The 21,700-nt window shown below is 68.8% G+C and carries 19 protein-coding genes; 11 read left to right on the plus strand and 8 right to left on the minus strand.

The features are described 5' to 3' along the window. Window positions 1-40 precede the first annotated feature (40 nt). Window positions 41-859 carry a BtpA/SgcQ family protein gene (locus HDC31_RS15505; protein ID WP_179516313.1) on the minus strand — a complete coding sequence of 273 codons (819 nt, stop codon included), beginning with the start codon at window positions 857-859 and terminating at the stop codon, window positions 41-43. Between the two features lie 124 nt (window positions 860-983). On the opposite strand from HDC31_RS15505, the gene HDC31_RS15510 reads away from it, so the two are divergent. The 8 genes from HDC31_RS15510 (at window position 984) to HDC31_RS15545 (ending at window position 10,977) form a co-directional block, all read left to right on the plus strand. Continuing rightward, entirely contained in the window at window positions 984-1,757 is a 774-nt protein-coding gene (locus HDC31_RS15510; RefSeq protein ID WP_028503122.1) for a DeoR/GlpR family DNA-binding transcription regulator, read from the plus strand. Window positions 1,758-1,929: 172 nt separating this feature from the next. After that, window positions 1,930-2,964, plus strand: a complete 1,035-nt coding sequence (locus HDC31_RS15515; RefSeq protein WP_113680445.1) for an autoinducer 2 ABC transporter substrate-binding protein — start codon at window positions 1,930-1,932, stop codon at window positions 2,962-2,964. A 64-nt stretch (window positions 2,965-3,028) separates the two neighbouring features. Then, window positions 3,029-4,567 carry a sugar ABC transporter ATP-binding protein gene (locus tag HDC31_RS15520; protein ID WP_113680444.1) on the plus strand — a complete coding sequence of 513 codons (1,539 nt, stop codon included), beginning with the start codon at window positions 3,029-3,031 and terminating at the stop codon, window positions 4,565-4,567. After that, window positions 4,564-5,592 (plus strand): ABC transporter permease, encoded by a 1,029-nt coding sequence (locus HDC31_RS15525; protein WP_231728793.1) that lies wholly within the window; start codon window positions 4,564-4,566, stop codon window positions 5,590-5,592. Before HDC31_RS15520 ends, HDC31_RS15525 begins: the two co-directional genes overlap by 4 nt. Before the next feature lie 2 nt (window positions 5,593-5,594). Beyond that, on the plus strand, window positions 5,595-6,692 hold the full coding sequence (locus HDC31_RS15530; RefSeq protein WP_230977975.1) for an ABC transporter permease: 1,098 nt from the start codon (window positions 5,595-5,597) through the stop codon (window positions 6,690-6,692). Window positions 6,693-6,714: 22 nt separating this feature from the next. After that, entirely contained in the window at window positions 6,715-8,202 is a 1,488-nt protein-coding gene (locus tag HDC31_RS15535; RefSeq protein ID WP_179516314.1) for an FGGY-family carbohydrate kinase, read from the plus strand. After that, window positions 8,202-9,275 (plus strand): aminopeptidase, encoded by a 1,074-nt coding sequence (locus HDC31_RS15540; protein WP_179516315.1) that lies wholly within the window; start codon window positions 8,202-8,204, stop codon window positions 9,273-9,275. The genes HDC31_RS15535 and HDC31_RS15540 overlap by 1 nt, the downstream gene beginning before the upstream one ends. Before the next feature lies 1 nt (window position 9,276). Then, window positions 9,277-10,977: a dihydroxyacetone kinase family protein gene (locus tag HDC31_RS15545; protein ID WP_179516316.1), complete on the plus strand. Its 1,701-nt coding sequence runs from the start codon at window positions 9,277-9,279 to the stop codon at window positions 10,975-10,977. A 13-nt stretch (window positions 10,978-10,990) separates the two neighbouring features. On the opposite strand, the gene HDC31_RS15550 is transcribed toward HDC31_RS15545, so the two are convergent. The 3 genes from HDC31_RS15550 to HDC31_RS15560 all read right to left on the minus strand — a co-directional run bounded on the left by HDC31_RS15550 (window position 10,991) and on the right by HDC31_RS15560 (window position 12,755). After that, window positions 10,991-11,437: a hypothetical protein gene (locus tag HDC31_RS15550; RefSeq protein WP_113680442.1), complete on the minus strand. Its 447-nt coding sequence runs from the start codon at window positions 11,435-11,437 to the stop codon at window positions 10,991-10,993. 113 nt (window positions 11,438-11,550) lie between these two features. Next, window positions 11,551-12,327: an inositol monophosphatase gene (locus HDC31_RS15555; RefSeq protein WP_113680441.1), complete on the minus strand. Its 777-nt coding sequence runs from the start codon at window positions 12,325-12,327 to the stop codon at window positions 11,551-11,553. Between the two features lie 59 nt (window positions 12,328-12,386). Continuing rightward, on the minus strand, window positions 12,387-12,755 hold the full coding sequence (locus HDC31_RS15560; protein WP_046746852.1) for a VOC family protein: 369 nt from the start codon (window positions 12,753-12,755) through the stop codon (window positions 12,387-12,389). 62 nt (window positions 12,756-12,817) lie between these two features. Between HDC31_RS15560 and HDC31_RS15565 the strand changes: the two genes are divergently transcribed. After that, complete coding sequence (locus tag HDC31_RS15565; RefSeq protein ID WP_113680440.1) at window positions 12,818-13,267, plus strand: MarR family winged helix-turn-helix transcriptional regulator; 450 nt, start codon at window positions 12,818-12,820, stop codon at window positions 13,265-13,267. 11 nt (window positions 13,268-13,278) lie between these two features. Here HDC31_RS15565 and HDC31_RS15570 read toward each other — a convergent pair whose 3' ends face one another. Genes HDC31_RS15570 through HDC31_RS15580 form a run of 3 tightly spaced genes read right to left on the minus strand, consistent with a single transcriptional unit; the run spans window position 13,279 to window position 16,225 of the window. After that, window positions 13,279-14,052, minus strand: coding sequence for a heme ABC transporter ATP-binding protein (locus HDC31_RS15570; protein WP_058631633.1), 774 nt, complete (start codon window positions 14,050-14,052; stop codon window positions 13,279-13,281). Continuing rightward, a complete protein-coding gene (locus HDC31_RS15575) occupies window positions 14,049-15,122 on the minus strand; it encodes an iron ABC transporter permease (protein ID WP_179516317.1) in 1,074 nt (357 codons plus the stop codon). The genes HDC31_RS15570 and HDC31_RS15575 overlap by 4 nt, the downstream gene beginning before the upstream one ends. Next, window positions 15,119-16,225, minus strand: coding sequence for a hemin ABC transporter substrate-binding protein (locus HDC31_RS15580; RefSeq protein WP_179516318.1), 1,107 nt, complete (start codon window positions 16,223-16,225; stop codon window positions 15,119-15,121). Before HDC31_RS15580 ends, HDC31_RS15575 begins: the two co-directional genes overlap by 4 nt. Before the next feature lie 163 nt (window positions 16,226-16,388). Here HDC31_RS15580 and HDC31_RS20530 point away from each other — a divergent pair, with 163 nt between their 5' ends. Beyond that, window positions 16,389-20,636, plus strand: coding sequence for an HtaA domain-containing protein (locus HDC31_RS20530; protein ID WP_179516319.1), 4,248 nt, complete (start codon window positions 16,389-16,391; stop codon window positions 20,634-20,636). A gap of 105 nt (window positions 20,637-20,741) precedes the next feature. After that, window positions 20,742-21,056 (plus strand): hypothetical protein, encoded by a 315-nt coding sequence (locus HDC31_RS15590; RefSeq protein ID WP_058631637.1) that lies wholly within the window; start codon window positions 20,742-20,744, stop codon window positions 21,054-21,056. Window positions 21,057-21,059: 3 nt separating this feature from the next. Here HDC31_RS15590 and HDC31_RS15595 read toward each other — a convergent pair whose 3' ends face one another. Further along, window positions 21,060-21,665, minus strand: coding sequence for a zinc-binding alcohol dehydrogenase (locus HDC31_RS15595; protein ID WP_113681004.1), 606 nt, complete (start codon window positions 21,663-21,665; stop codon window positions 21,060-21,062). Window positions 21,666-21,700: the final 35 nt, after the last annotated feature.

A 21,700-nucleotide genomic window follows, 5' to 3' on the forward strand; every position in this document is an offset into this window, starting at 1 on the left:
CAGGATCGGGAGCGGCTCTGCGCGTAGCGGGAGCTCGCGGTCAGACGAGCTGCGAGCGGAACGCCTTCGCGGCACCCATGAGCTCTTCCACCCGTGCGCGGTCGGCGCGGTTCTCGAACTTGCCGTCCTGCTTGAAGTAGGTGCCGACGACCGCGCCGTCGGCCACCGACAGCTGGTCGGCGACGTTGGAGGCCCGCACGCCGGTGTTGACGAACACCGGCACATCTCCGGCGTTCTCCTTCACGATGGCCAACGACTGCGTGTCGGTGGGGGCGCCGGCGGTGAGTCCGGAGACGCAGAGGGCATCGGGGTTGGTCGCGAACACCGTGGAGCGGGCGATCGCGCCGAGGTCGCGCTCGGCGAGGTAGGCGGCCGACTCCGGCACGATGTTGAAGAGCAGCTTCACGTTCGCCGTACCGATGCGGTGCCGGTGACGGGCCACCTCGCCGACGTTCGTGTTCCACAGCCCGAAGTCGCTGGCGTAGACGCCCGTGAAGATCTCGCGGACGAATGCGGCGTCGGTGGCGGTGGCGAGGTCGATGGAGGCACGGCCGTCCCACAGCACGTTCACGCCGTACGGCACGGCGAGTTCGCCCTGCAGTTCGCCGATGATTCGGGCCATAGTGATCGCGGTGATCGGCTCGGTCTTCGTCAGGTACGGGAGGCTGAACTCGTTCGAGATGAGCACGGCGTCCACTCCACCGCTCAGCAGCGCGTCGAGTTCGCCCTTGGCGCGGTTCACGATCGCGGCCACTCCGGCAGCGGTGTCGTAGCCGGGGTCGCCGGGGAGCGGGGCCAGGTGCAGCATCGCCACGATCGGCTTCTGCGTGCCGAACACCTCGGGGAGCCAGTTGGGCATGTCTTTCCTCGTTTCTTCGGATGGATCACAAGCACTGTGAAAGATTCACGATGAGCAAAGCACAAGTTACTCATTCACACAAGCGGGTCGCCTAAGGTTGGATCTGCCACACGAGGAGGTAGGGATGGAAGCCCACGAGCGCCGCGCGCTGATCGAACAGCGGGTCCTCTCTGACGGCGAGGCCGAGTTCAAGGCCCTCGCCCTGGAGTTCGACGTCTCCGAGATGACCATCAGGCGCGACCTGGAACTCCTCGAGGAGCGCGGCAGCGTACGTCGGGTGACGGGTGGTGTGATCGCAGCCCACGGGACCGCCGTGGAGCCGGGATTCAACTCCCGGGCGCTGATGGGAGCGCGCGAGAAGATCAACATCGCCGCAGCGGCCGTCGCCCACCTCAACCACGGCGAGACCGTCGTGCTCGACAGCGGCAGTACCGCCCTCGCGGTGGCCCGCGCGATCGTCGGCAAGGGCCTCGGACTCACCGTCGTCACGCCCAGCATCCTCGTCGCCCTCGAGCTCCACGACGAGCCCAACACCACGATCCTCGTCACGGGTGGGCGCGTGCGCCCCGGCGAGCTCAGCCTGGTCGGGGCCGAGTCGATCGAGGCGTTCAAGCGCTACAACTGCGACGTGTACGTGATGGGCGTCTCGGGTGTCGACGGTAAGCGCGGCCTCTCGGACTACAGCAATGAAGAGGGTGCGGTGAAGCGCGCGGCGATCGATGCGTGCGACCGGGTCATCGTCGTCGCCGACGCATCGAAACTCGGTCGGGTGCACCTGACGAATGTCGCAGGTCCAGGCGAGATCGATCTGCTGGTGACCGACGGCGCGGTGGATCATCCCGCGCTTGTCGGCCTGCGGGCTGCCGGCGTGCAGATCGAGGCCGTCGCCGCGCTCTAGCCGCGTCGCTCCTTCGGCCTCCCCGTTGCGCAACGGTTGCGCAACGGGTGTGAGATTTCGCATTGACAAGCGGCAGGATCACGTTTTACTGTTCCACAGCGATGAGATTTCTTCCCATTCCTCCCTGGGGGTGGTGGAAACTAACACTGGCTCACACACGAAGGAGTGGAACATGCGTAAGACGAAGTTGCTTGCAGGTGTCGGATTCGGTGCCGTGGCGATGCTCGCCCTCGCCGGCTGCGGTCAGGTCGGCGGCACCACCGGTGGTGGCGAGACCGGCGGGAGCGCCGAAGACGGCGCGATGGTCACGGTGGTCAAGATCTCGGGCGTCGGCTGGTTCGACCGCATGGAGGTCGGCGTGAAGGAGTTCGCCGAGGAGACGGGGCTCGACGCCCGCCAGGAGGGCGCGGATGACGCCAGCCCCGAGAAGCAGATCCAGATCATCCAGGACCTGATCGCCCAGTCGCCCGCCGCGATCACCGTCGTCCCCAACTCGCCCGAGGCGCTGGAGTCGGTGCTCAAGCAGGCCAGGGACCAGGGGATCATCGTGGTCGCCCATGAGGCGGCCGGTATCAAGAACGCCGACATCGACATCGAGGCCTTCGACAACCGGGCCTACGGCGCGAAGATCATGGACAACCTCGCCGAGTGCATGGGCGATTCCGGTCAGTACGTCTCGTTCGTCGGCGGCCTCACCGCCAAGACCCACATGGACTGGGTCGGCGGCGCCTACGACCAGCAGCAGGCCGAGTACCCCGACCTGACCCGCGTCGAGGAGCCCGTCGAGAGCAAGGAAGACGAGAACGTCGCCTACCAGCGCGCGAAGGAGCTGCTCGCGAAGTACCCCGACATCAAGGGCTTCCAGGGCTCGGCTGGCACCGACGTCGCCGGTATCGCCCGCGCGGTGCAGGAGGCGGGCCTGGAGGATCAGGTCTGCGTGATGGGCACCAGCATCCCGTCGGTGGCGAAGAAGTACATCGTCGACGGCTCGATCGACAAGATCTTCTTCTGGGACCCGGCGATGGCCGGCAAGGCGCAGCTCAAGATCGCGCAGCTGCTCGTCGACGGAGAGAAGATCACAGACGGCACCGACCTCGGCATCGAGGGCTACAACTCCCTGAAGAAGCTCGACGGCTTCGACAACGTGTACGTGGGTGACGCCGCGGTCATCGTCGACAAGGACAACGTCGACGATTACGACTTCTGATCCCGACGTCCACCACCACTCAGGGCGGGGCCGCCAACGCGCGGCCCCGCCTCGGAGGAAGAACATGAACGAAGAACAGGCGCAGCCGGCATCCGAGGCCGGGCTCGCTCCCGATGCCGGACCCGTTCTCGAGGTCAGAGGCGTGCGGAAGGTGTTCGGCGGGGTCGTCGCGCTCGACGACGTCGGCATCACCCTCTACCCCGGGCGGGTGCACTGTCTGGCCGGCGAGAACGGGTGCGGCAAGTCCACGCTCATCAAGATCATCAGCGGGGTCGAGAAGCCGGAGGCCGGCGAGATCCTGCTCGACGGCGAACCGCTCACCCACCTCTCGCCGACCCAGGCCCTGCGAGCCGGTATCCAGGTCATCTACCAGGACTTCTCGCTCTTCCCCAACCTGACCGTGGCGGAGAACATCGTGCTCCCGGCCGCGATCGCCGCGCGACGCAAGCTCTACAGCGCGAAGAACCGCCGTCCCGAGGCGCAGCGCATCGTGGAGGAGCTGGGACTCACCCTCGACCTCGACGCCGACGTCGAACGGCTCTCGGTCGCCGACCGACAGCTCACGGCGATCTGCCGGGCGCTCGTGCAGGACGCGCGGGTCATCTTCATGGACGAGCCGACCACCGCTCTCACGCACTCCGAGGTCGAGCGGCTCTTCGCCCTCGTGCGGCGGCTGCAGCAGCGCGGCGTCGCCCTGGTGTTCGTCAGCCACAAGCTCGACGAGGTGCTGCAGGTGTCGCAGGACATCACGGTGCTGCGCTCCGGGCGCCTGGTCGCGAACGGCCCGGCCGACGAGTTCGACGTCGCCTCCCTCACCCACGCGATGACGGGCCGCGCCGTCGACGACTCGCGCGTCGTGGTCGAGGTCGATGACGACGCCGAGCCGCTGCTGCGCGTCGAGCACCTCGATCTTCCCGGTGCCTTCACCGATGTCTCCTTCGACCTGCAGCCGGGCGAGATCCTCGGCCTCACCGGTCTGCTCGGCTCGGGTCGTGGCGAGATCGCCGATGCGTTGTTCGGCCTGTTGACCCCCCAGTCGGGAACCGTCACCGTCGGCGGCCGCGCCGTGCGACCCGGCAGCATCCGGGCCTCCGTCGAGGCGGGCATCGGGTACGTTCCGGAGGACCGGCTCACGCAGGGCCTGTTCCTGGACAAGTCGATCTCCGACAACATCATCGCGGGCTCGCTGAGCGAGCACGCTGTCGGCAAGGTGCTGCTGAGTCGCAAGCGCACCGCCGAGACCATCTCCCGTCTCTTCTCGCGCCTGCGCATCAAGGCGCCGAGCGTCGAGGCACCCGTGCGGTCGCTCTCCGGCGGCAACGCGCAGCGGGTCGTGCTGGCGAAGTGGCTCGCGACCAAGCCGCGCGTGCTGATCCTCAACGGACCGACGGTCGGCGTCGACGTGGGCTCGAAGGAGGAGATCCTGCAGATCCTCCGCGAGGCCGCGAGCGACGGGATGGGCGTGATCATGATCTCCGACGACGTTCCCGAGCTCGTCTCGCTCTGCAACCGGGTGCTCGTGGTGCGTCGCGGCGAGATCGTCTCACGACTGGCGGGCGACGACATCGCAGCGCCCCGAATCCAGGAGGTGATGGCCGCGTGAGCGCCACCGACACCCGCATCCGCCTTCCCCGCATCGGACGCATGTCGAACGAGCTCGTGCTCGCGAGCATCATCGTCGTCCTGGTGATCGTGATGTGTGCCGTGAACCCCGCTTTCTTCAGCGTGCACACGCTGTTCTCGATCCTGCGCTCGGCGCTGGTCCCGATGGTGTTCGCGCTCGCGGTGCTCTTCGTGATCATCTCCGGCGGCATCGACGTGTCGTTCGCCGCGATCGGAATCTTCGCCGCATACACGACGGTGTCGCTCGCCCAGGGCGGGGGCTTGGACTTCGGCCTCGTCGGCATCCTCGCCTTCGCGATCGTGATCGGCGGCGCCCTCGGGTTCGTCAACGGCATCGTGATCGCCCGGTTCCGGCTCCCGACCCTGATCGTGACTCTCGCGACACAGGGCATCTTCAAGGGCGTGCTGCTCGCCTACATCGGCTCCAAGTACATCGCCGAGCTGCCCGACGGCATCTCCTGGCTGTCGACCGCGAACCTGATCTCCGTCGAATCGACCCGCGCCTACCTGCCGATGCTGATCGTGCCGGTCGTGCTGCTCGTGTTCGGGGCCGCGCTCCTGCTGCGCCGCACGATGTTCGGCAGGGGCATCTACGCGATGGGTGGTGACCTGGAAGGGGCACGACGTGCCGGATTCCCGGTCGTGCGCCTGCAGATCATGCTCTACGTGCTCGTCGGGGCGGTCGCCGCGATCGGCGGACTCATCCACGTCGTGCTGGGCCGCAGCGCGAACCCGCAGGACCTGGTGGGTACCGAGCTCGACGTGATCGCGGCTGTCGTGCTCGGCGGCGCCTCGATCTTCGGCGGGCGCGGTACCGTCACCGGCACAGTGCTCGGCGTGCTGCTGGTGCAGATCATCAACAACAGTCTCATCCTGATGGGCGTGCCCACGGCCTGGCAGCGCGCCGCCGTCGGGTTCCTGCTGGTGATCGGCGTGGGGATCCAGGCCGTCATGGCCCGCCGCGCCTCTCGCCGGACGTTCGTCCTCGACACGGTGAAGGAATGACCATGCCTCAGTCGCCCCCTCCCGGGCAGTTCGCCCGGATGAACGACCAGGTCGATCGGTCGGTGCGCTCCCTGCTCGGCCGTATCCACGTCGGCCGCGGCGTCGGTCGGATGCTGGTGCTGTTCGCGCTCGCCTTCGGACTGTTCGCGATCCTGAACCCGAGGGTCTTCCTCAATCCGATCAACCTGCAGAACATGATGGTCGCCTCGCCGGAGGTGGGCATCCTGGCGATCGCCATGGCCCTCGCGATGCTCACCGGCGGGATCGATCTGTCCCTGGTCGCGATCGCGAACCTCTCGGCGATCACGGTCAGCACGATGTTCACCGCGATCGCGAGCAGCGATCCGGCCACGGCGGAGTCGATGGGCGGCCTCATCGCCCTGGTCGGCGTCCTGGTCGGCGCGCTCGCGGGAGCCGTCAACGGTTTCCTGATCGCAACCGTCGGCATCACGCCCATTCTCGCGACGCTCGCCACGATGCAGATCTTCAACGGCATCGCGATCGTGTGGACAGGCGGCACCACGCTCTACGGGGCCCCGGCGGTGCTCTCCTCGGTCGGGCAGGCGACGGTCGGCGGCATCCCGATCCTGTTCCTCGAGTTCCTCGTGGTCGCCGTTCTGATCGGGGTGCTGATCTCGCGCACGCCGTTCGGACGACGTACGCAGCTGCAGGGCGCGAACCCGACGGCGGCGATGTACTCGGGTATCCGCAGCACGAGCGTGCTCTACGGCACGTATGTGACGACGGGGCTGCTCGGCGGCATCGCAGGGCTCGTGTTCCTCTCACGCAACCCCACCGCGAGCGCCGACTACGGCACGTCGTACGTGCTGCTCGTGATCGTGATCGCCGTGCTCGGCGGCACGAACCCGACCGGCGGCTTCGCGACCATCACCGGCGTGGTCCTCGCGACGCTCGTGCTGCAGGTCGTGCAGTCCGGCTTCACGGCCATCCGGCTCTCGGCATATGAATACGCGATCGCGCAGGGGGTGATCCTGATCGCCGTGATGGTGTTCGATCAGGTGAGGGTGAGGCGAAGGCCACGCCGCGCACCGAGCAGCCAGACCGAGACGATCGCGCTCGCCGAGATCCCCCGCGCCTGAACCGCATCCGAAAGGCATCCTGATGGAACTGTTCCTCGGCATCGACGTCGGAACGTACGAGACCAAGGGCGTGCTGGTCGATGCCACCGGTCACGTGCACGCCGAGGCGCGCTCTCGGCACGGCATCAGCACCCCGGCGCCCGGCATGGTCGAGCAGGACGCGGATGCGGTGTGGTGGCATGACCTCGTCGAGGTCGCCTCGACTCTGCGTCAGGCGGTTCCGGATGCCGAGATCGTCGCGGTCGCGTGCAGTGCGATCGGTCCGTGCGTGCTCCCGGTCGACGCCGAGCTGCGTCCACTGCGCCCTGCGATCCTCTACGGCGTCGACACCAGGGCGACCGAGGAGATCGATCTGCTCGAGACGCGTCTCGGGCGCGAGGAGATCATCCGGCGGGCGGGCAACGCCCTCACGAGCCAGTCCTCGGGGCCGAAGATCCTGTGGATCGAGCGCAACGAGCCCGAGGTCGCCGCCCGAACCCGGTGGTACCTCACGAGTCAGAGCTACCTCGTCGCGCGCCTGACCGGTCAGGTCGTGATCGACCATGCGACGGCCGGCTACTTCCATCCCTGCTACGACCTCGCCAGGCTCGAGTGGAACCTCGACGGGATCGACGACCTGATCCGTCCGGACACTCTGCCCCCGCTCGGCTGGTCGACCGACGTCGCCGGTACCGTCACCGCCGCGGCTGCCGCGGCGACCGGCATCCCCGAGGGAACTCCGGTGCTGGTCGGCACGACGGATGCCGTCGCAGAAGCGGTCGGCGCCTCGGTCATGGCGGCCGACGACCTGATGCTCATGTACGGATCGAGCGGCTACTTCATCCGCGTGACCGACGAGCCGCACGCGGATCCGCGGCTGTGGGCTGCGCCTTTCGCCCTGCCGGGACGCTACGTGCTCGCGGCCGGAACCTCGACGGCCGGCACGGCGACGCGATGGATCGCCGACCTGCTCGGGCTCGACCACGGCGACGGCGACACCGCGATGTTCGGGCGCTTGATGGAGCTGGTGCGCGCGGCACCTCGGGGTGCGAACGGCGTGCTGCACCTGCCGCACTTCAGCGGGGAGCGCACACCGCTGCACGATGCCGATGCGCGAGCATCCTTCAGCGGCCTCACGCTGTCGACGGGCCGTGCCGACCTCGCACGCGCGGTGGTCGAGGGCGTCGGGCAGTCGATCGCGCTCGCCGTCTCCGCGTTGCTGGATGGCGGTGCCGCAGCGCCGCGCGTAGTCGCGATCGGCGGCGGAACGCACAACGAGGTGCTGATGCAGACGGTCGGCGACTTGACGGGCCTTCACCAGCGCACGGCCGCAACCCTCGGAGCCGCGTACGGCGATGCGATGCTCGCAGCGATTGGGCTCGGCATCGTGACCGAGGAGCAGGCCGCGAGCTGGGTCGCCTTCTCGGGCGAGGTCGTGCCCGACGAGGACGCCAATCCGCAGCTGCAGACGGCCTACGAACGATTCCCGAAGACGTACCGCGCGCTGCGCGCGCTGAGAGAGGTGGACTGATGAGCAGGTGGCAGGAACTGGCCGTGCATCTGGCCGACGTGAACGAGGTCGGGCAGGGGACGAGGGTCTCGGTGTTCGCGACCACGGCTTCCGTGCTCGACGCGGTCGACGCCTTCGTCGAAGAGGTGTACCGCCGTGGCGGGATGCCCCAGGTGCTGCTCGTCGAGGAGAAGTACGACCGCTTCGCGCTGGAGCACGCGAGCGAATCGCTGCTGCGCGAGGCGGCACCTCTCGAGCTGGCATCGATGGAGTGGGCAGACGTGCACGTCTCGTTCCGTGGCATGGAACCGCCCGCGGATGAGATCGACGGCGCCAGGCTCAGCCTGCAGCGGGAGGGCAAGGGCCTCGTGTCGACCGCGCGGTGGCAGGGAACGAAGTGGACGCTCGTACGCATCCCCACGCCCGAATGGGCGACGCTGATCGGAGTCCCGAGGGAACAGCTGGAGCAGGAGTTCTTCGCCGGCACCCTCGCCGACTGGACCGCGCACCGCACCCACCTCGATCGGCTGTGCACCGAATTGAACGCCACCTCGCTGGTGCGCATCCTCGATGACGACACCGACCTGCGCCTGAACTGCGCCGGTCGCACCTGGGTGCCGTTCGCAGGGGAGGCGAACCTGCCCGACGGTGAGGTCGCGACCGCTCCGGTGGAAGACGGCGTCGACGGGCACATCACGTTCCCCGGCTCGTTCTGGTTCGGCGGGGCGACCATCACCGACCTCCGGCTCGAGTTCGTCGAGGGGCGAGTGGAGAAGGTGTCGGCCACCCGTGGCCTCGACCTCGTGGAGCGCATCCTCGAAGCCGACGGCGCTCGCCGCGTGGGCGAGCTCGGCATCGGCACGAACCCCGATGTGCAGACCATGACCGGCGACCTGCTGATCGACGAGAAGATCCTCGGCACCGTGCACATCGCGCTCGGTCGCTCGTACCCGCAGTGCGGGGGCACGAACGAGTCGGCGATCCACTGGGACATCGTGAAGGACCTCCGCGCCTCGGGGCGGCTCGAGGCGGATGGCCGGGTGCTCATCGACCGCACGACGTACGACCCGATCCTCGCCGGGCAGGAGAGCTGACATGCGCAAGATCATCAATGACCCCCAGTCGTTCGTCGACGAGACGCTGGAGGGCATCCTTCTCGCCCACCCCGACGAGCTGCGGGCGGTCACCGCTGACCGGCGCGCGCTGGCGCGGACGGATGCTCCGGCACCGGGGCGCGTCGGCATCGTCACGGGTGGCGGCTCGGGACACCTGCCGTTCTTCCTCGGATACGTCGGCCGCGGGCTGTGCTCGGCGGTCGCCGTGGGCAACGTCTTCTCCTCGCCGAGCTCCGCTCAGATCCACGCGGCCTCGGTGGCCGTGCACTCGAACGCCGGACTCCTCTATCTCTACGGCAACTACGGCGGCGATGTGCTGAACTTCGACATCGCGGCCGAGCGCTGCCGCGCCGAGGGCATCGAGGTGCGCACGGTGCTCGGGGCGGACGACATCCAGTCCGCACCGAGCGAGCGGGCGGAGTCGCGCCGCGGGGTGGCCGGGCTCGTCCTCGTCTACAAGGTCGCCGGAGCGATGGCCGATCGCGGTGCCTCTCTCGCCGAGGTCGAGCGCGTGACCCGCAAGGCCGCCGATTCGACTCGCACGATGGGCGTCGGCCTCTCGCCGACCGTTCTCCCGGCCGCGGGGGAGGAGACCTTCACGCTGGATGAGGGCGAGATGGAGATCGGCGTCGGCATCCACGGAGAACACGGCAGCCACCGCGGCCCTCTCGAGACGGCCGATGCCATCACGGATCGGTTCCTGGTCGAGATCGGTACCGAACTCGACCTGAGTGAGGGACGGCGCGTCGCCGTGCTCGTGAACGGTCTGGGATCGACACCGCTCGAAGAGCTGTACGTGATCTATCGCCGGGTGCACCACGCGCTCACGGACGCCGGAGTGACCATCGGCTACCGGCTGATCGGCGAGTACGTCACGAGCCTGGAGATGGCCGGAGCCTCGCTGTCGATCATGCAGCTCGACGACGAGCTGGAAGAGCTGCTGCACGACCCTGCAGGGTCGCCCTTCTTCCGACAGGGAGCGGCCCCGGTGGGGGATGTCCGCACGGCCGAGACCGCACTGGATGACGACACGGCCGCCGTCGACGTGACCGTGGCCGGATCTGCCAGCGAGGCGCGCGACCTGCTCCTGACCGTGCTGCCGCGGATGCAGCGGCACCGCGAGGAACTGCGTGCCCTGGATGCCGCGCTCGGAGACGGCGACCTCGGCGTCACGGTAGCGGTCGGCAGTGCTGCGGTCGCCGATGCTCTGCAGCAGCTCCCGGACGACCTCGATGCCCGCAGCGTCCTTCGTGCCTCGGGCGATGCGTTCGCAGCGGCGAATCCCTCCACCTTCGCGGCACTGATCGGAAGCGGCCTGCTCGCCGCGGCGGAGCAGACGCCCGTGGGTGCGCACCTCGACCGTGCGGGTCTCATCGACGTCGTGCGCACCGTTGCGGCGAGGATCGGCGCTCAGGGCGGTGCCGTGCGCGGTGACAAGACCGTCATCGACGTGCTCCTCCCGATCGCTGAGGCGCTGGATGCCGGGGCGGATGCGGCCGGGGCTTCGAGGGCGGCGCTCGCCGCGGTCAGCGAGAGCACCGGATGGCAGTCGCGACGCGGTCGCGCCGGATGGCAGCAGGAGCGCTCGGTCGGTCATGCAGACCCCGGTTCGGTCGCCGTCATGCGCTTCGTCGAGGAGATCGCTCGTGCGCAGGAGAGGATCGGCGGGCCCGAGGCCTAGAGCATGCTTCGAATCAGCCCCGCCTGCGGCTCGCGATCTCGTCGGTGAGCAGCTGCACCTCGGCAGGGTCCGCATCCTCGGCGAGGGCGACGTAATGGTCCAGGACCGCCGGCCGGTAGCGCACGGGCATCGTCTGTCCTGGCGCGAGCCGGGTGAGGTCGGTGATGGTGAGGTCTTCGTCGGCGATACCGCGGAACGAGATCCCGTCGGCGGTCTCCACGTCGAGCATCAGGACCACACGGGGGTTGCTGTTGACCTCTCGCCAGTCGACGAGAACGCCGAGCGCAAGCTCTCCCGTACGCAGTTCTGCATTGCGAGTGCGTGCTTCACCGCTCAGGAGCGGGTTGGGGGTGACTCCGGGGAACTCGGGGCCGACGCCCAGTGACTCCCGACTGAGGTCGGGCCTGAGCTGCGCCATCAGGTCGTCGAGCTTCTGCTTCCTCTTCTTCGAACCGAACATCCTGGCCCTCCCTCGCGCCCCTTCGCCGTCGTTGCCGATATCCCGGCCTGGCGCTTCGCCTTCACCGCGATTGTATGGTGCCGGGCAGATCCCTCCGGGCTTTGCCAGATCCTCTAGTCGACCGGCAGATGCGGCGGGTGAGCGACGATGCCGCCGCGCATCGTCGCCGGACGCTTCACGATGAGCCCGGCCTCTTCGGCGATCAGCGCGCCCGCCGCCCAGTCGAACTCGTACAGGTCGGTCTCGATGAACGCGTCGACGCTGCCCTCTGCCACGAGGCACAGCCCGAGCGCTGCCGAGCCCATGCTGCGGAGATCCGTGAACGCCGACATCCTCGCCGGCAGGTCGGTGAGCTGCCGCGCCCGTTGCTCGGCGTCGTACGAGAAGCCGACTGCGAGCAGCACAGGGGTCGCGTCTGCTGCCGGCCCGTGAAGCCTTCGCCGCACGCCGCGGGACTCGCGGTACGCCCCCAGTCCTGCTCCGGCGGAGTAGACGTGCTCGAGCTCGGGGGCATGCACCACGCCGGCGAGCCAGGTGCCGGAGCTCACGTCCTGCACCGCGACGGACGATCCGTAGTGCGGCAGTCCGCGCACGAAGTTCGAGGTGCCGTCGAGCGGGTCGATCGACCAGCGCAGCGCGGAGCCCGCACCGGTGGTCGCGTACTCCTCACCCGACACCTCGTCGTCGGGGCGGTGTTCGGCGATCACAGCGCGAATCGCGCGTTCGGCACGCAGGTCGATCTCGGTCACCACGTCGCCGGACGCGCCCTTCGTGCGAAGGCCGAGTGCGTCGGGCGATGCATCACGCTCGTCTGCCGCCTCGGCGAGGACTGCGGCGCCGGCAGCGGCGGCGGAGAGGGCGATGTCGAGCAGTTCGGATGCAGACGGCATGGCGTATCGATCCTCCGGTGGGCGATCCTCCAGCGTAGCGGCAGGCACGCGGAGGGGCGTCAGGCGCGGTCGTGGAGGGTGATCCGGTAGCCGTCGGGATCGGCGAACGTGAAGGTCCGGCCGAACGGGCCGTCGATCGGCTCCGCGACGATGGTGTGTCCGTCGGCGAGGAGTGCATCGTGGATGGCCTGGACATCGGTGGCGTGCAGCCAGATGGCGGCGCCGATGCCGGGCTGGGCTACGCCGGTCAGGTCGGTGCCCGGTGCGATGTCACGCAGCGCGAATGCGATCGGGGCTGTGTCGAACACCACGGCGTGGGGAGGGCCTGCGGGAGAGCGGACGAGGCCGAGGTAGCGCTCGTAGAACGCCTGGGAGGCGGCGAGGTCGCGCGCCTGCAGGGAGATGAAGTCGGGGCCGGTGACGGGCATGGGAGAATCCTTCTCTTCGTGTCAGTTTTCTGACATAGGCGAGTGTATGTCAGAATACTGACATGAGTCAAGACCGCGCAGGCATCGACCTCGACACGTCGTTGGGCTACCTGCTGAAGGAGGCATCGAGCGCTCTCCGCACCGCGATGGAAGAGGTGCTGCGTCCGCTCGGCATGACCATCACCCACTACTCCTGTCTCGAACTGCTCTCCCAGCGGCCCGGCCTGTCGAACTCCGATCTCGCACGGGGCGCATTCGTGACGAGGCAGTCGATGAACGTCCTGCTCCAGGCGCTCGAACGCGAGGGGTTCGTCACCAGGCCGTCGGAAGCGCCTGTCGGAAAGACCCTCCCCGCCCGCCTCACCGAGCGCGGCCGTGAAAGTCTCGCGACGGCGACCGCGGCCGTCCGCTCCGTCGAGGTCCGGATGCTGTCCGGTATGACGCAGGAGGAGCAGACGGGAGCACGGGAGATCCTCCGAAGCATGATCCGCTCGCTTCGCGAAGAGTCCTAGCCCCGCAGGGTTCAGCGCCGAGCGACCACGAGCGGCACACCGGTCGTGGGGTGGGGGAACACGTCGACCGCCTGGCCGTACACCTGCTCGATCCGCTCGGCAGTGAGCACCTCGCTCGCTGTGCCTGTCGCCGCGACACGGCCGCCCGTGAGCAAGGTGACGCGGTCGGCGTGCGCGAGTGCGGCGTTGAGGTCGTGCAGCACGATCGCCACCGCGATCCCCGTGTCAGCGAGTCCCCGGATCAACCGCATGACGTCTTCGTGGTGCTTGAGGTCGAGAGCAGCGGTCGGTTCGTCGAGCAGCAGGACGCCGGTGGCCTGGGCGATCACGCGGGCGAGGGCGACCCTTGCGCGCTCGCCGCCGGACAGTGAGGGCACGGCTCGCGATCCGAGCGCCGTCACCTCGGTCTGTGTCATCGCTGCGGACACCAACTCGTCGTCCTCGTCGGCCGCGGGTGTGCGTGCCCACGGAGTACGCCCCATGCGCACGACCTGTTCGGCGCTGAAGGGAAACGTGACGGTGTTCTCCTGCAGAAGGACAGCGCGTTGCTGGGCGAGCGTGCGCGGCTTGATCCGGTCGATCGACCGCCCGTCGAGCTCGACCGTCCCTGCGTGAGCCGGCACGTCTCCGGCGAGCACTCCGAACAGGGTGGACTTGCCGGCCCCGTTCGGCCCGACCAGGGCGTGGATCTCTCCGCGGTGGATCTCGATGGAGGCGTCGTCGAGGATCGTCCGTCCTTCGCCCACGCGAACCGTGAGCCCCGATCCGCGCAGCCGCACGTTCATGCCCATCCTCCCGAGCGACGGCGGGTGCGCACGAGCAGCCACAGGAAGAAGGGCCCGCCCACGAGCGAGGTGATCATGCCGATGGGCAGATCGGCGAGCGGTACGGCCGTACGCGCGACGAGGTCGGCGACGGCGATGAGCAGTGCGCCACCGAGAGCCGAGGCGATCACGAGCGGCAGGTGGGCCGGCCCGATCAGCATGCGCATCAGGTGCGGGACCACGAGCCCGGCGAAGCCGATGATCCCCGCGAACGCGACCGCCGCGCACACCAGCAGCGCGACGGTCACGATGACGACGATCCGCAGCAGCTCGACATTGACGCCGAGGTGCCTGGCGGTGCGCTCGCCGAGGGCGAAGAGGTCGAGGCTCGGTGCCACGATCAGCGCGATGACGACGCCGATCAGCACGAGGGGTGCGACGAGCTGGATGTTCGACCACAACGCGCCGTTCAGCGATCCCAGCTGCCAGAACACGATCTGCTCGCGCGTCGACGTGGTGCCGAGGAACGTGAAGAACGCCATGCCGGCGCCCGCGATCGCGTTGATCGCGATGCCCGTCAGCAGCAGGGTCACGACCTCGGTGCGACCACCGGACCGACTGATGAAGTACACCGAGAACACTGCGACCAGCCCCCCGAGGAACGCGAACGCCGGCGTGGTCCACATGCCGAACGTCGCGAGTCCGAAGGTGATGCTCGCTGCCGCGCCGAGCGCTGCGCCCGAGGAGACCCCCACGACACCGGCGTCCGCGAGGGGGTTGCCGAAGATCGCCTGCATGAGCACACCCGAGACGGCGAGGGCGGCGCCGACGAGCAGCCCGAGCACGATGCGCGGCATCCGCAGATTGAAGATCACGCCGTAGTCGGTGGAAGCCGTCGGCGCCCACGCGGTGTCGATGCCGACACCGCGCAGCAGCACTCCGATCAGCGATGCGGGGGAGAGGTCATACTGTCCGCTCGTGATCGACACGATGCAGGTGACGGCGAGCGCGACGGTCAGGCCGACCGCCACCAGCGCGAAGCGCAGACCCCGGTGTCTCGAAGGGGTCGGGGCGACGACCTCGCCGGTCACGTCGCGGGCTCGGGGGCGTAGAGGGCGCGAGCCAGGGCCCCGATCACGTCGGCGGTACGTGGACCGAAGCTGAGGATCTCGCTGTCCGCCATGTCGATCACGCGGCGATTCGCTCCGGCGGGGGTCTCTGCCACGGCGGGGATCCGCTCGATCAGTCCGTCGATGCCGCCGACCGACTCCAGGCCGTCGGTCATCATCACGAGGACGTCGGGCTGTGCGGCGACCAGGGCTTCCGCGGTCATCGGCTTCATACCCTCCCAGCCGATCTCGGCCGCCACGTCGACACCGCCGACGGCGTCGATCAGCGAATCGGCTCCGGAGTCCTCGCCGAAGATGTAGTAGACGTTCGCGCTGCCGCGCACGTACAGGAACAGCATCCGTGCGCGTTCGGCTTCGTCGGCGGGAACGACCTCGGCGATCTCCGCGAGCGTCTCGTCGACCGATGCATCCAGCCGCTGGATGAGTGCTTCACCGCGGCTCGGCACACCGAGAGCGGCGGCGATCTCGGTCACCAGCTCGTCGGTGGTGTCGAGTCGCCGGTCGCTGGAGATCACGACGACCGCGATTCCCGCGTCGCGCAACTGCTGACGCACCTCCTTCGGGCCGATCGTGGTGTCGGTGAGGACCACGGTCGGGGCCAGCTCGAGGATCGCCTCGGCATTGAGCGTGTGACCGGTCTTCGTCACGACGGGAAGGTCTTCGGTACCGGCGAAGACGGTGGAGGCGTCGCGACCGACGACCTGATCGCCGAGGCCGAGCGCGAACACGGTCGATGCGATCGTGCCCGAGATGTCGATCGGGAGGATGCGGTCGACGTCGCTGATCTCGACCTCGTGGCCCTCGCTGTCGGTCACGGTCACAGGCAGCTTCGGAGCGCTGTCGTCGTCGACGGGCTCGATCGCGTGACTCGACAGGCAGGCGGTCGAGGGGCCTTCGTGCGTGCGCACGTCGTCGATGAGGTCAAGCGAGGCGAGCGGGACGGATGCCTGCGGGCAGTCGTCATCGGCGACGGAGGCCGGTGCCGCGGTGGCCTCCGGTTCTGCGCAGGCGGTGAGCCCGAGGGCGAGAACGGCGACGAAGAGGAGGGCGGGAACTCGACGCATTAGGCAAGGCTATCCTAAAACTTGACGCGCGATGATCCGCACCTCTACGCTCGGGACCGGCGGCTTGCTTAGCTAAGCCTAACCAAAACTCCTTCCTCGCCCGACTGCATTGCGGCACCGCCGGCGCGCCTGCTTCTCGGTGCGCCCGGAGCCGTGGAGAACCGTGAACACCACAGCCCCCGCACCCTCGGTGAGCACCCGCATACGCGTGCTGCTCGCCGCTTTCGTCTCCCTTCTCCTCGTCGCCGCCGGCGCGGTGATCGTCCCGCCAGCGCATGCCGCCGGCGCTGCGGTCACCGCGACGGTCGCGTCGGCAACCACCTCCGGCGTGAGCGTGCAAGTGCAGGCCGCCGGCCTGCCCGAGGTCGAAGGCACGTACGCCGCGCTGATCATGAAGGGCACGGAGTCGGGACTCAGCGGCGGGGGCGGGTATGCCGCGTTCGTGATGCCGACCGTCGCCGCCGGCGCGAGCTCGTTCACGCTCGATGCACCGGCCGGATCGCTGGATCGGACGAAGTCCTACGAGGTGCTCGTGTGGCAGAAGCACTCGAACCCCAGCGACGCCACCATCTACGGTCGCGGCGATGTCGTCATCTCGTCCGGACAGTGGGACGCCGTGTTCGGTCCCGTGCCGACCGATCCCGGTACCGACCCTGGCACCGATCCTGGCACCGACCCCGGCACCGATCCTGGCACCGACCCCGGCACCGATCCTGGCACCGACCCCGGCGCCGATCCTGGCACCGACCCCGGTACGGACCCCGGCACCGATCCGGGTACCGATCCGGGCACCTCGCCGAAGTCTGCGGCGATAGAGGTCTTCCTCGCCGACGGCACCACGCCGGCCGCAGGCGCCGCTCTCAAGGCGGGCGACAAGGTCGTGGTGAAGGGATCCGGCTACGACCCGACGGCGAACCTCGGCACCGAGGGGCGTGGTGTGCCGATCCCGAAGCACCTCCCGCAGGGCACCTACGTGGTCTTCGGCAACTTCGCCTCCACGTGGCAGCCGTCCGCCGGTGCCGCCTCCTCGACGCGATCGTCCGGCGCGCAGGTCTGGGCACTCGCCGAGGGCGTGCTGAACCAGGTCCCCGCTCAGTACCAGGGCGCGATCCGCGCGCAGTGGGTCGACATCGCGGCTGACGGCACGTTCCAGGCGACCATCACCCTGAAGGATGCGGCGGCGACGCCTGGCTCCTACGGTGTCTACACGTACGCGGCCGGTGGGGTGGTCAACGCCGATCAGGAGCGCAGCGTCGCCCTGAACTACACCGAGGCTCCGGCCGTCTCCGCGGTCGTGAAGTCAGCGACCGCGAAGGACGGCCTGACCGTCACGGCATCCGGCTCGAAGCTGGGAGCGATCACCGGCGCGTACGTCGCGCTGATCGAGAAGGGCACCGAGGCGAACGTCACCGGCAGCAGCGGCTTCCTGGCCATGCAGTGGGTGCGTCCGATCTCGGGCGGGGTCTTCACGATCGACCTGACCACTGCCGCTGACACCCTCGACCGCGCGAAGTCGTACGAGGTCATCGTGTGGAAGCAGCACTCGAACCCCGATGCGAGCACCATCTCCGCGCGTTCGACCATCGCCATCTCCGACGCGCAGTGGGAGATTCTGCGGCCGGCCCCTGTATCCGCCGCGATCGAGGTGTTCCTGGCCGATGGCACGACTCCGGCTGCCGGGGTGCCGCTCAAGGCGGGCGACAGGGTCGTGGTGAAGGGATCCGGCTACGACCCGACGGCGAACCTCGGCACCGAGGGGCGTGGTGTGCCGATCCCGAAGCACCTCCCGCAGGGCACCTACGTGGTCTTCGGCAACTTCGCCTCCACGTGGCAGCCGTCGACCGGTGCCGCATCGTCGGCCCGTTCGGTGGGCGCGCAGGTCTGGGCTCTCGCCGAGGGCGTGCTGAACCAGGTCCCCGCCCAGTACCAGGGCGCGATCCGCGCGCAGTGGGTCGACATCGCGGCCGACGGCACGTTCCAGACCACGCTGACGCTGAAGGATGCGTCCGCGACTCCTGGCTCCTACGGTGTCTACACGTACGCGGCCGGTGGGGTGGTCAACGCCGATCAGGAGCGCAGTGTCGCCCTGAACTACGGTGTCGCGTCGGGCGTGACCACGACGGTGAAATCTGCGAGCGCGAGCGGCGGGCTCACCGTTACCGCCTCCGCCTCCCAGCTCGGCGCGATCACCGGCGCCTACGTCGCGCTGATCGAGAAAGGCACCGAGGCGAACGTCACCGGCAGCAGCGGCTTCCTGGCCATGCAGTACGTGCGGAACATCTCTGGTGGCGCGCTCTCGGTCGACTTGACCGCAGCCACCGACACGCTCGACCGCGCGAAGTCGTACGAGGTCATCGTGTGGAAGCAGCACTCGATGCCCGATGCGAGCACGATCTACGGGCGGAGCACCGTCACGGTGACCGGCGCGCAGTGGGACACGCTGTTCCCTGCGGGGCCGACGACGACGACGACGGTGAAGACGGCGACGGCGAAGGACGGCCTGACCGTCAACGTCGCAGCCACGAACCTCGGCGAGATCCCCGGCGCCTACGTCGCACTGATCGAGGCCGGGACCGAGGCGGAGGTGAGCGCCGACGGCGGTTTCCTCGCGATGCAGTATGTGCAGAAGGTCACGTTCGGTGCCTTCGCGGTCGACCTCACGACCGCGGCGAAGAACCTCGACCGCACGAAGTCGTACGAGGTGATCGTGTGGAAGCAGCACTCGACGCCCGATGCGAGCACGATCTACGCGCGCTCCACCGTGACCATCACGCCGGCGCAGTGGGATGCCCTGCTCGACGTTAAGAACCCTGAAGTACCGGAGACACCGGGCACACCGGTCACGCCGACCGCTCCGGCGGCGAGCGTTCCGGGCGGCTCCCTCCGCTGGGCCATCTCCTCGTCGTTCACCGACTACATCACGGGCAACATCGCGAAGGGGTCCATCGCGGTCTCCGACGGCGCGACCCGTTCCGGCGGTCAGTTCCAGTTCGGCCAGACCGTCGGGGGCGACTTCGACGTGAACACCGGTCTCGGCAGCGTCGTGTACCGCGGATCGGTGCGCTTCACCGGACACCAGGGCGTGCTGGACGTGACGGTCTCGAACCCGTCGATCCGCATCACCTCGACGAACGCCGCGACTCTGTACGTCACCAGTGGCGGCGCGCAGGTGCCGTTCGCGACGCTCGACTTGTCCGGGGCGGCGCGCGTCGCTGCCAACGGCGCGGTGACCTACACGGCGGCTCCCGCGGCGCTGACCGCTGAGGGACGCGATCGGGTGCTCTCGGGCTACGGCACGGCACTGAACCCGGTGACCTTCACGATCGGCTCGGTCGCCTCAGCGCCAGCCGGATCGAGCGGCACGGTCGCCGCAGCGGTCGTGAAGCCGAAGGTCACGCTGCCGTCGACTCCGCCGGCGACCGCGGGAATCGAGGCCGACGAGGCCGCTCTGGCCGCACTCGCCGCGGGGCAGCCCGCGACGGTGTCCGCATCCGGATTCCGGGCGAACGAGCAGGGGATCAAGGTCGTCGTGTACTCGACCCCCGTGCTCCTCGACACGGTGGCGGCCGATGAGAACGGTGTCGCGACCTGGTCGGGTGCCCTTCCCGCCGCCCTCGAGGACGGCGAGCACACGCTCACGTTCCAGGGCTCCGTCAACCGTGGTCTGGTGTTCACCCTGAACAGGGCGACGGCGGCGATCGGCGTCTGCACGGTGGAGGGCGCCACGCTCAAGTGGGGCTACAAGGAGTCGTTCCGCACCTACATCGAGGGCATCGCGAAGGGGGGCTGGACCCTGACCGACGTGACCTATGAGTACCCCGACTACGTGTGGGGGAACGGGGCGGGATCCCTGGACGACGAGAGCCTCGCCGGCCTGATCACCTTCGGCGGCAGCATCACCTTCACGGGTCATGACGGCGCGCTGAACACGACACTCGCGAACGCGGCGGTCGAACTCGCGGGAGACAAGGGCTACCTCGTCTTCGACGTGACCGGCACCACGCAGGGCGGGGAGAGCATCGATCAGAAGGGGGTCCGCCTCGCGGAGTTCGCCCTCGGTGATGCCGCAGTGGTCGATGGCGCGCTGACGCTCGACGCGATCCCCACGACGCTGACCGAGGCCGGGGCCTCAGCCTTCGGCACCTACGCCGCGGGGGAGGAGCTCGATCCGGTCACGGCTGTCATCCCGGTCGGCGCGGACTGCGGCGTCGAGGCGGAGAAGCCGGAATCCGACTCGGAGGCGACTGCGGTGGTGACTGCCGCGGAAGAGCCCGCCGACGCCGAGGGTGCTCCGGTGTGGCCGTGGATCGTCGGTGGCCTGGTCGTGGTCGCCCTCGCTGCGACCGGCGGTGTGCTGATCGCCCGTCGCAACCGGGTGGCGGAGACCGCCGAGACGACCACCGAGGTCTGATCGCGGTGACACGGAACGGCCCTCCCCGCAGCAGACGTGGGGAGGGCCGTTCTGCCGCTCGTGACACCGGTGCACGGCGGCCGTCGTCGGTGGGACAATGGAGACATGACCCCCACCGACTCGCACCAGACCGTCGAAGCGACCGTGCGCCGCGTGCCGCGGTACGGCGTGCTCATGGGCATCGGCGTCGTGGTCGGTGTGATCGCGGCCGGCATCCTCACCTGGACCGGCAGCTTCGACGAGTCTCAGGCCCTCGACATCGTCTACCCGCCCGGCCAGGTGTTCGGCTTCCTGTTGCTGTGGACGGTCCCGATCGGGATCGCCCTGGGGGGCGTCGTCGGCCTGATCCTGGAGCGTCTCGCCCGTCGCCATGACCGGGTCGTGCGGGTCGACCGCGAGACCGTCGTCGACGAGGACTGACCGCTACGCCAACTCGGCGATCACCGGACGGATCGCGGCGTCGAATGCCACGACATCGCGGCGCAGTCCATCGGTCACGGCGACCGTGAGAGCCCCGATCCACCAGATACCGCGCTGCGAGAACGGCAGCACCTGCACGTTCAGCTCGAACGAGTGGGCCCGGCGACCGACCTCGCGCTCGAACTCCGCGATCGCGCTGGCATACGCGCGGTAGGCATCGCCGCCCGTATGGCTCTTCATCGAGGTCACGTACCTGTCGTGCGCGGCACGCGCGTACAGCAGGGCCGACGTCGCCTGGGGCGCGATCGCCGCCATGAGCTCCTCCGCACCGCGGGCGGGCAGCGCGACCAGGGTGTCGAATCCGTCGACGAGTTCGAGCGGTACATCCGAGGGGTGGGCGCGAGGTTCCACGGTCATGTCCCAGTAATGGCGCCACTGCGCTTCGAGATCGGGGGAGGCGTCGGCGGCATCGGGGGCGCGGACGGCGAGTTCCCGCAGGCTCGGCAGGTCTTCGGGAACCCGGATCCCGAGTTGTTGCCGCAGTGCGAGCGCGACGAGCACCGGAACGCTCGCGTCTTCGCGGATGAGCCACTGCGGCTTGTCTGCCATGGCCCCATCGTAGGCGGATGGTCGACGGCGGCGGC

This window comes from Microbacterium sp. JAI119 (genome assembly GCF_013410135.1).
Taxonomy (GTDB): domain Bacteria; phylum Actinomycetota; class Actinomycetes; order Actinomycetales; family Microbacteriaceae; genus Microbacterium; species Microbacterium oxydans.

Excerpts from the sequence above, each read along its gene's own strand:
- HDC31_RS15520 (WP_113680444.1), top strand. The coding sequence starts at position 3,029 with ATGAACGAAGAACAGGCGCAGCCGGCATCCGAGGCCGGGCTCGCTCCC.
- HDC31_RS15555 (WP_113680441.1), bottom strand. The coding sequence starts at position 12,327 with ATGCCGTCTGCATCCGAACTGCTCGACATCGCCCTCTCCGCCGCCGCT.
- HDC31_RS15510 (WP_028503122.1), top strand. The coding sequence starts at position 984 with ATGGAAGCCCACGAGCGCCGCGCGCTGATCGAACAGCGGGTCCTCTCT.
- HDC31_RS15535 (WP_179516314.1), top strand. The coding sequence starts at position 6,715 with ATGGAACTGTTCCTCGGCATCGACGTCGGAACGTACGAGACCAAGGGC.
- HDC31_RS15570 (WP_058631633.1), bottom strand. The coding sequence starts at position 14,052 with ATGAACGTGCGGCTGCGCGGATCGGGGCTCACGGTTCGCGTGGGCGAA.
- HDC31_RS15545 (WP_179516316.1), top strand. The coding sequence starts at position 9,277 with ATGCGCAAGATCATCAATGACCCCCAGTCGTTCGTCGACGAGACGCTG.
- HDC31_RS15530 (WP_230977975.1), top strand. The coding sequence starts at position 5,595 with ATGCCTCAGTCGCCCCCTCCCGGGCAGTTCGCCCGGATGAACGACCAG.
- HDC31_RS15595 (WP_113681004.1), bottom strand. The coding sequence starts at position 21,665 with ATGGCAGACAAGCCGCAGTGGCTCATCCGCGAAGACGCGAGCGTTCCG.
- HDC31_RS15515 (WP_113680445.1), top strand. The coding sequence starts at position 1,930 with ATGCGTAAGACGAAGTTGCTTGCAGGTGTCGGATTCGGTGCCGTGGCG.
- HDC31_RS15550 (WP_113680442.1), bottom strand. The coding sequence starts at position 11,437 with ATGTTCGGTTCGAAGAAGAGGAAGCAGAAGCTCGACGACCTGATGGCG.
- HDC31_RS15505 (WP_179516313.1), bottom strand. The coding sequence starts at position 859 with ATGCCCAACTGGCTCCCCGAGGTGTTCGGCACGCAGAAGCCGATCGTG.
- HDC31_RS15580 (WP_179516318.1), bottom strand. The coding sequence starts at position 16,225 with ATGCGTCGAGTTCCCGCCCTCCTCTTCGTCGCCGTTCTCGCCCTCGGG.
- HDC31_RS15565 (WP_113680440.1), top strand. The coding sequence starts at position 12,818 with ATGAGTCAAGACCGCGCAGGCATCGACCTCGACACGTCGTTGGGCTAC.
- HDC31_RS15590 (WP_058631637.1), top strand. The coding sequence starts at position 20,742 with ATGACCCCCACCGACTCGCACCAGACCGTCGAAGCGACCGTGCGCCGC.
- HDC31_RS15540 (WP_179516315.1), top strand. The coding sequence starts at position 8,202 with ATGAGCAGGTGGCAGGAACTGGCCGTGCATCTGGCCGACGTGAACGAG.
- HDC31_RS15560 (WP_046746852.1), bottom strand. The coding sequence starts at position 12,755 with ATGCCCGTCACCGGCCCCGACTTCATCTCCCTGCAGGCGCGCGACCTC.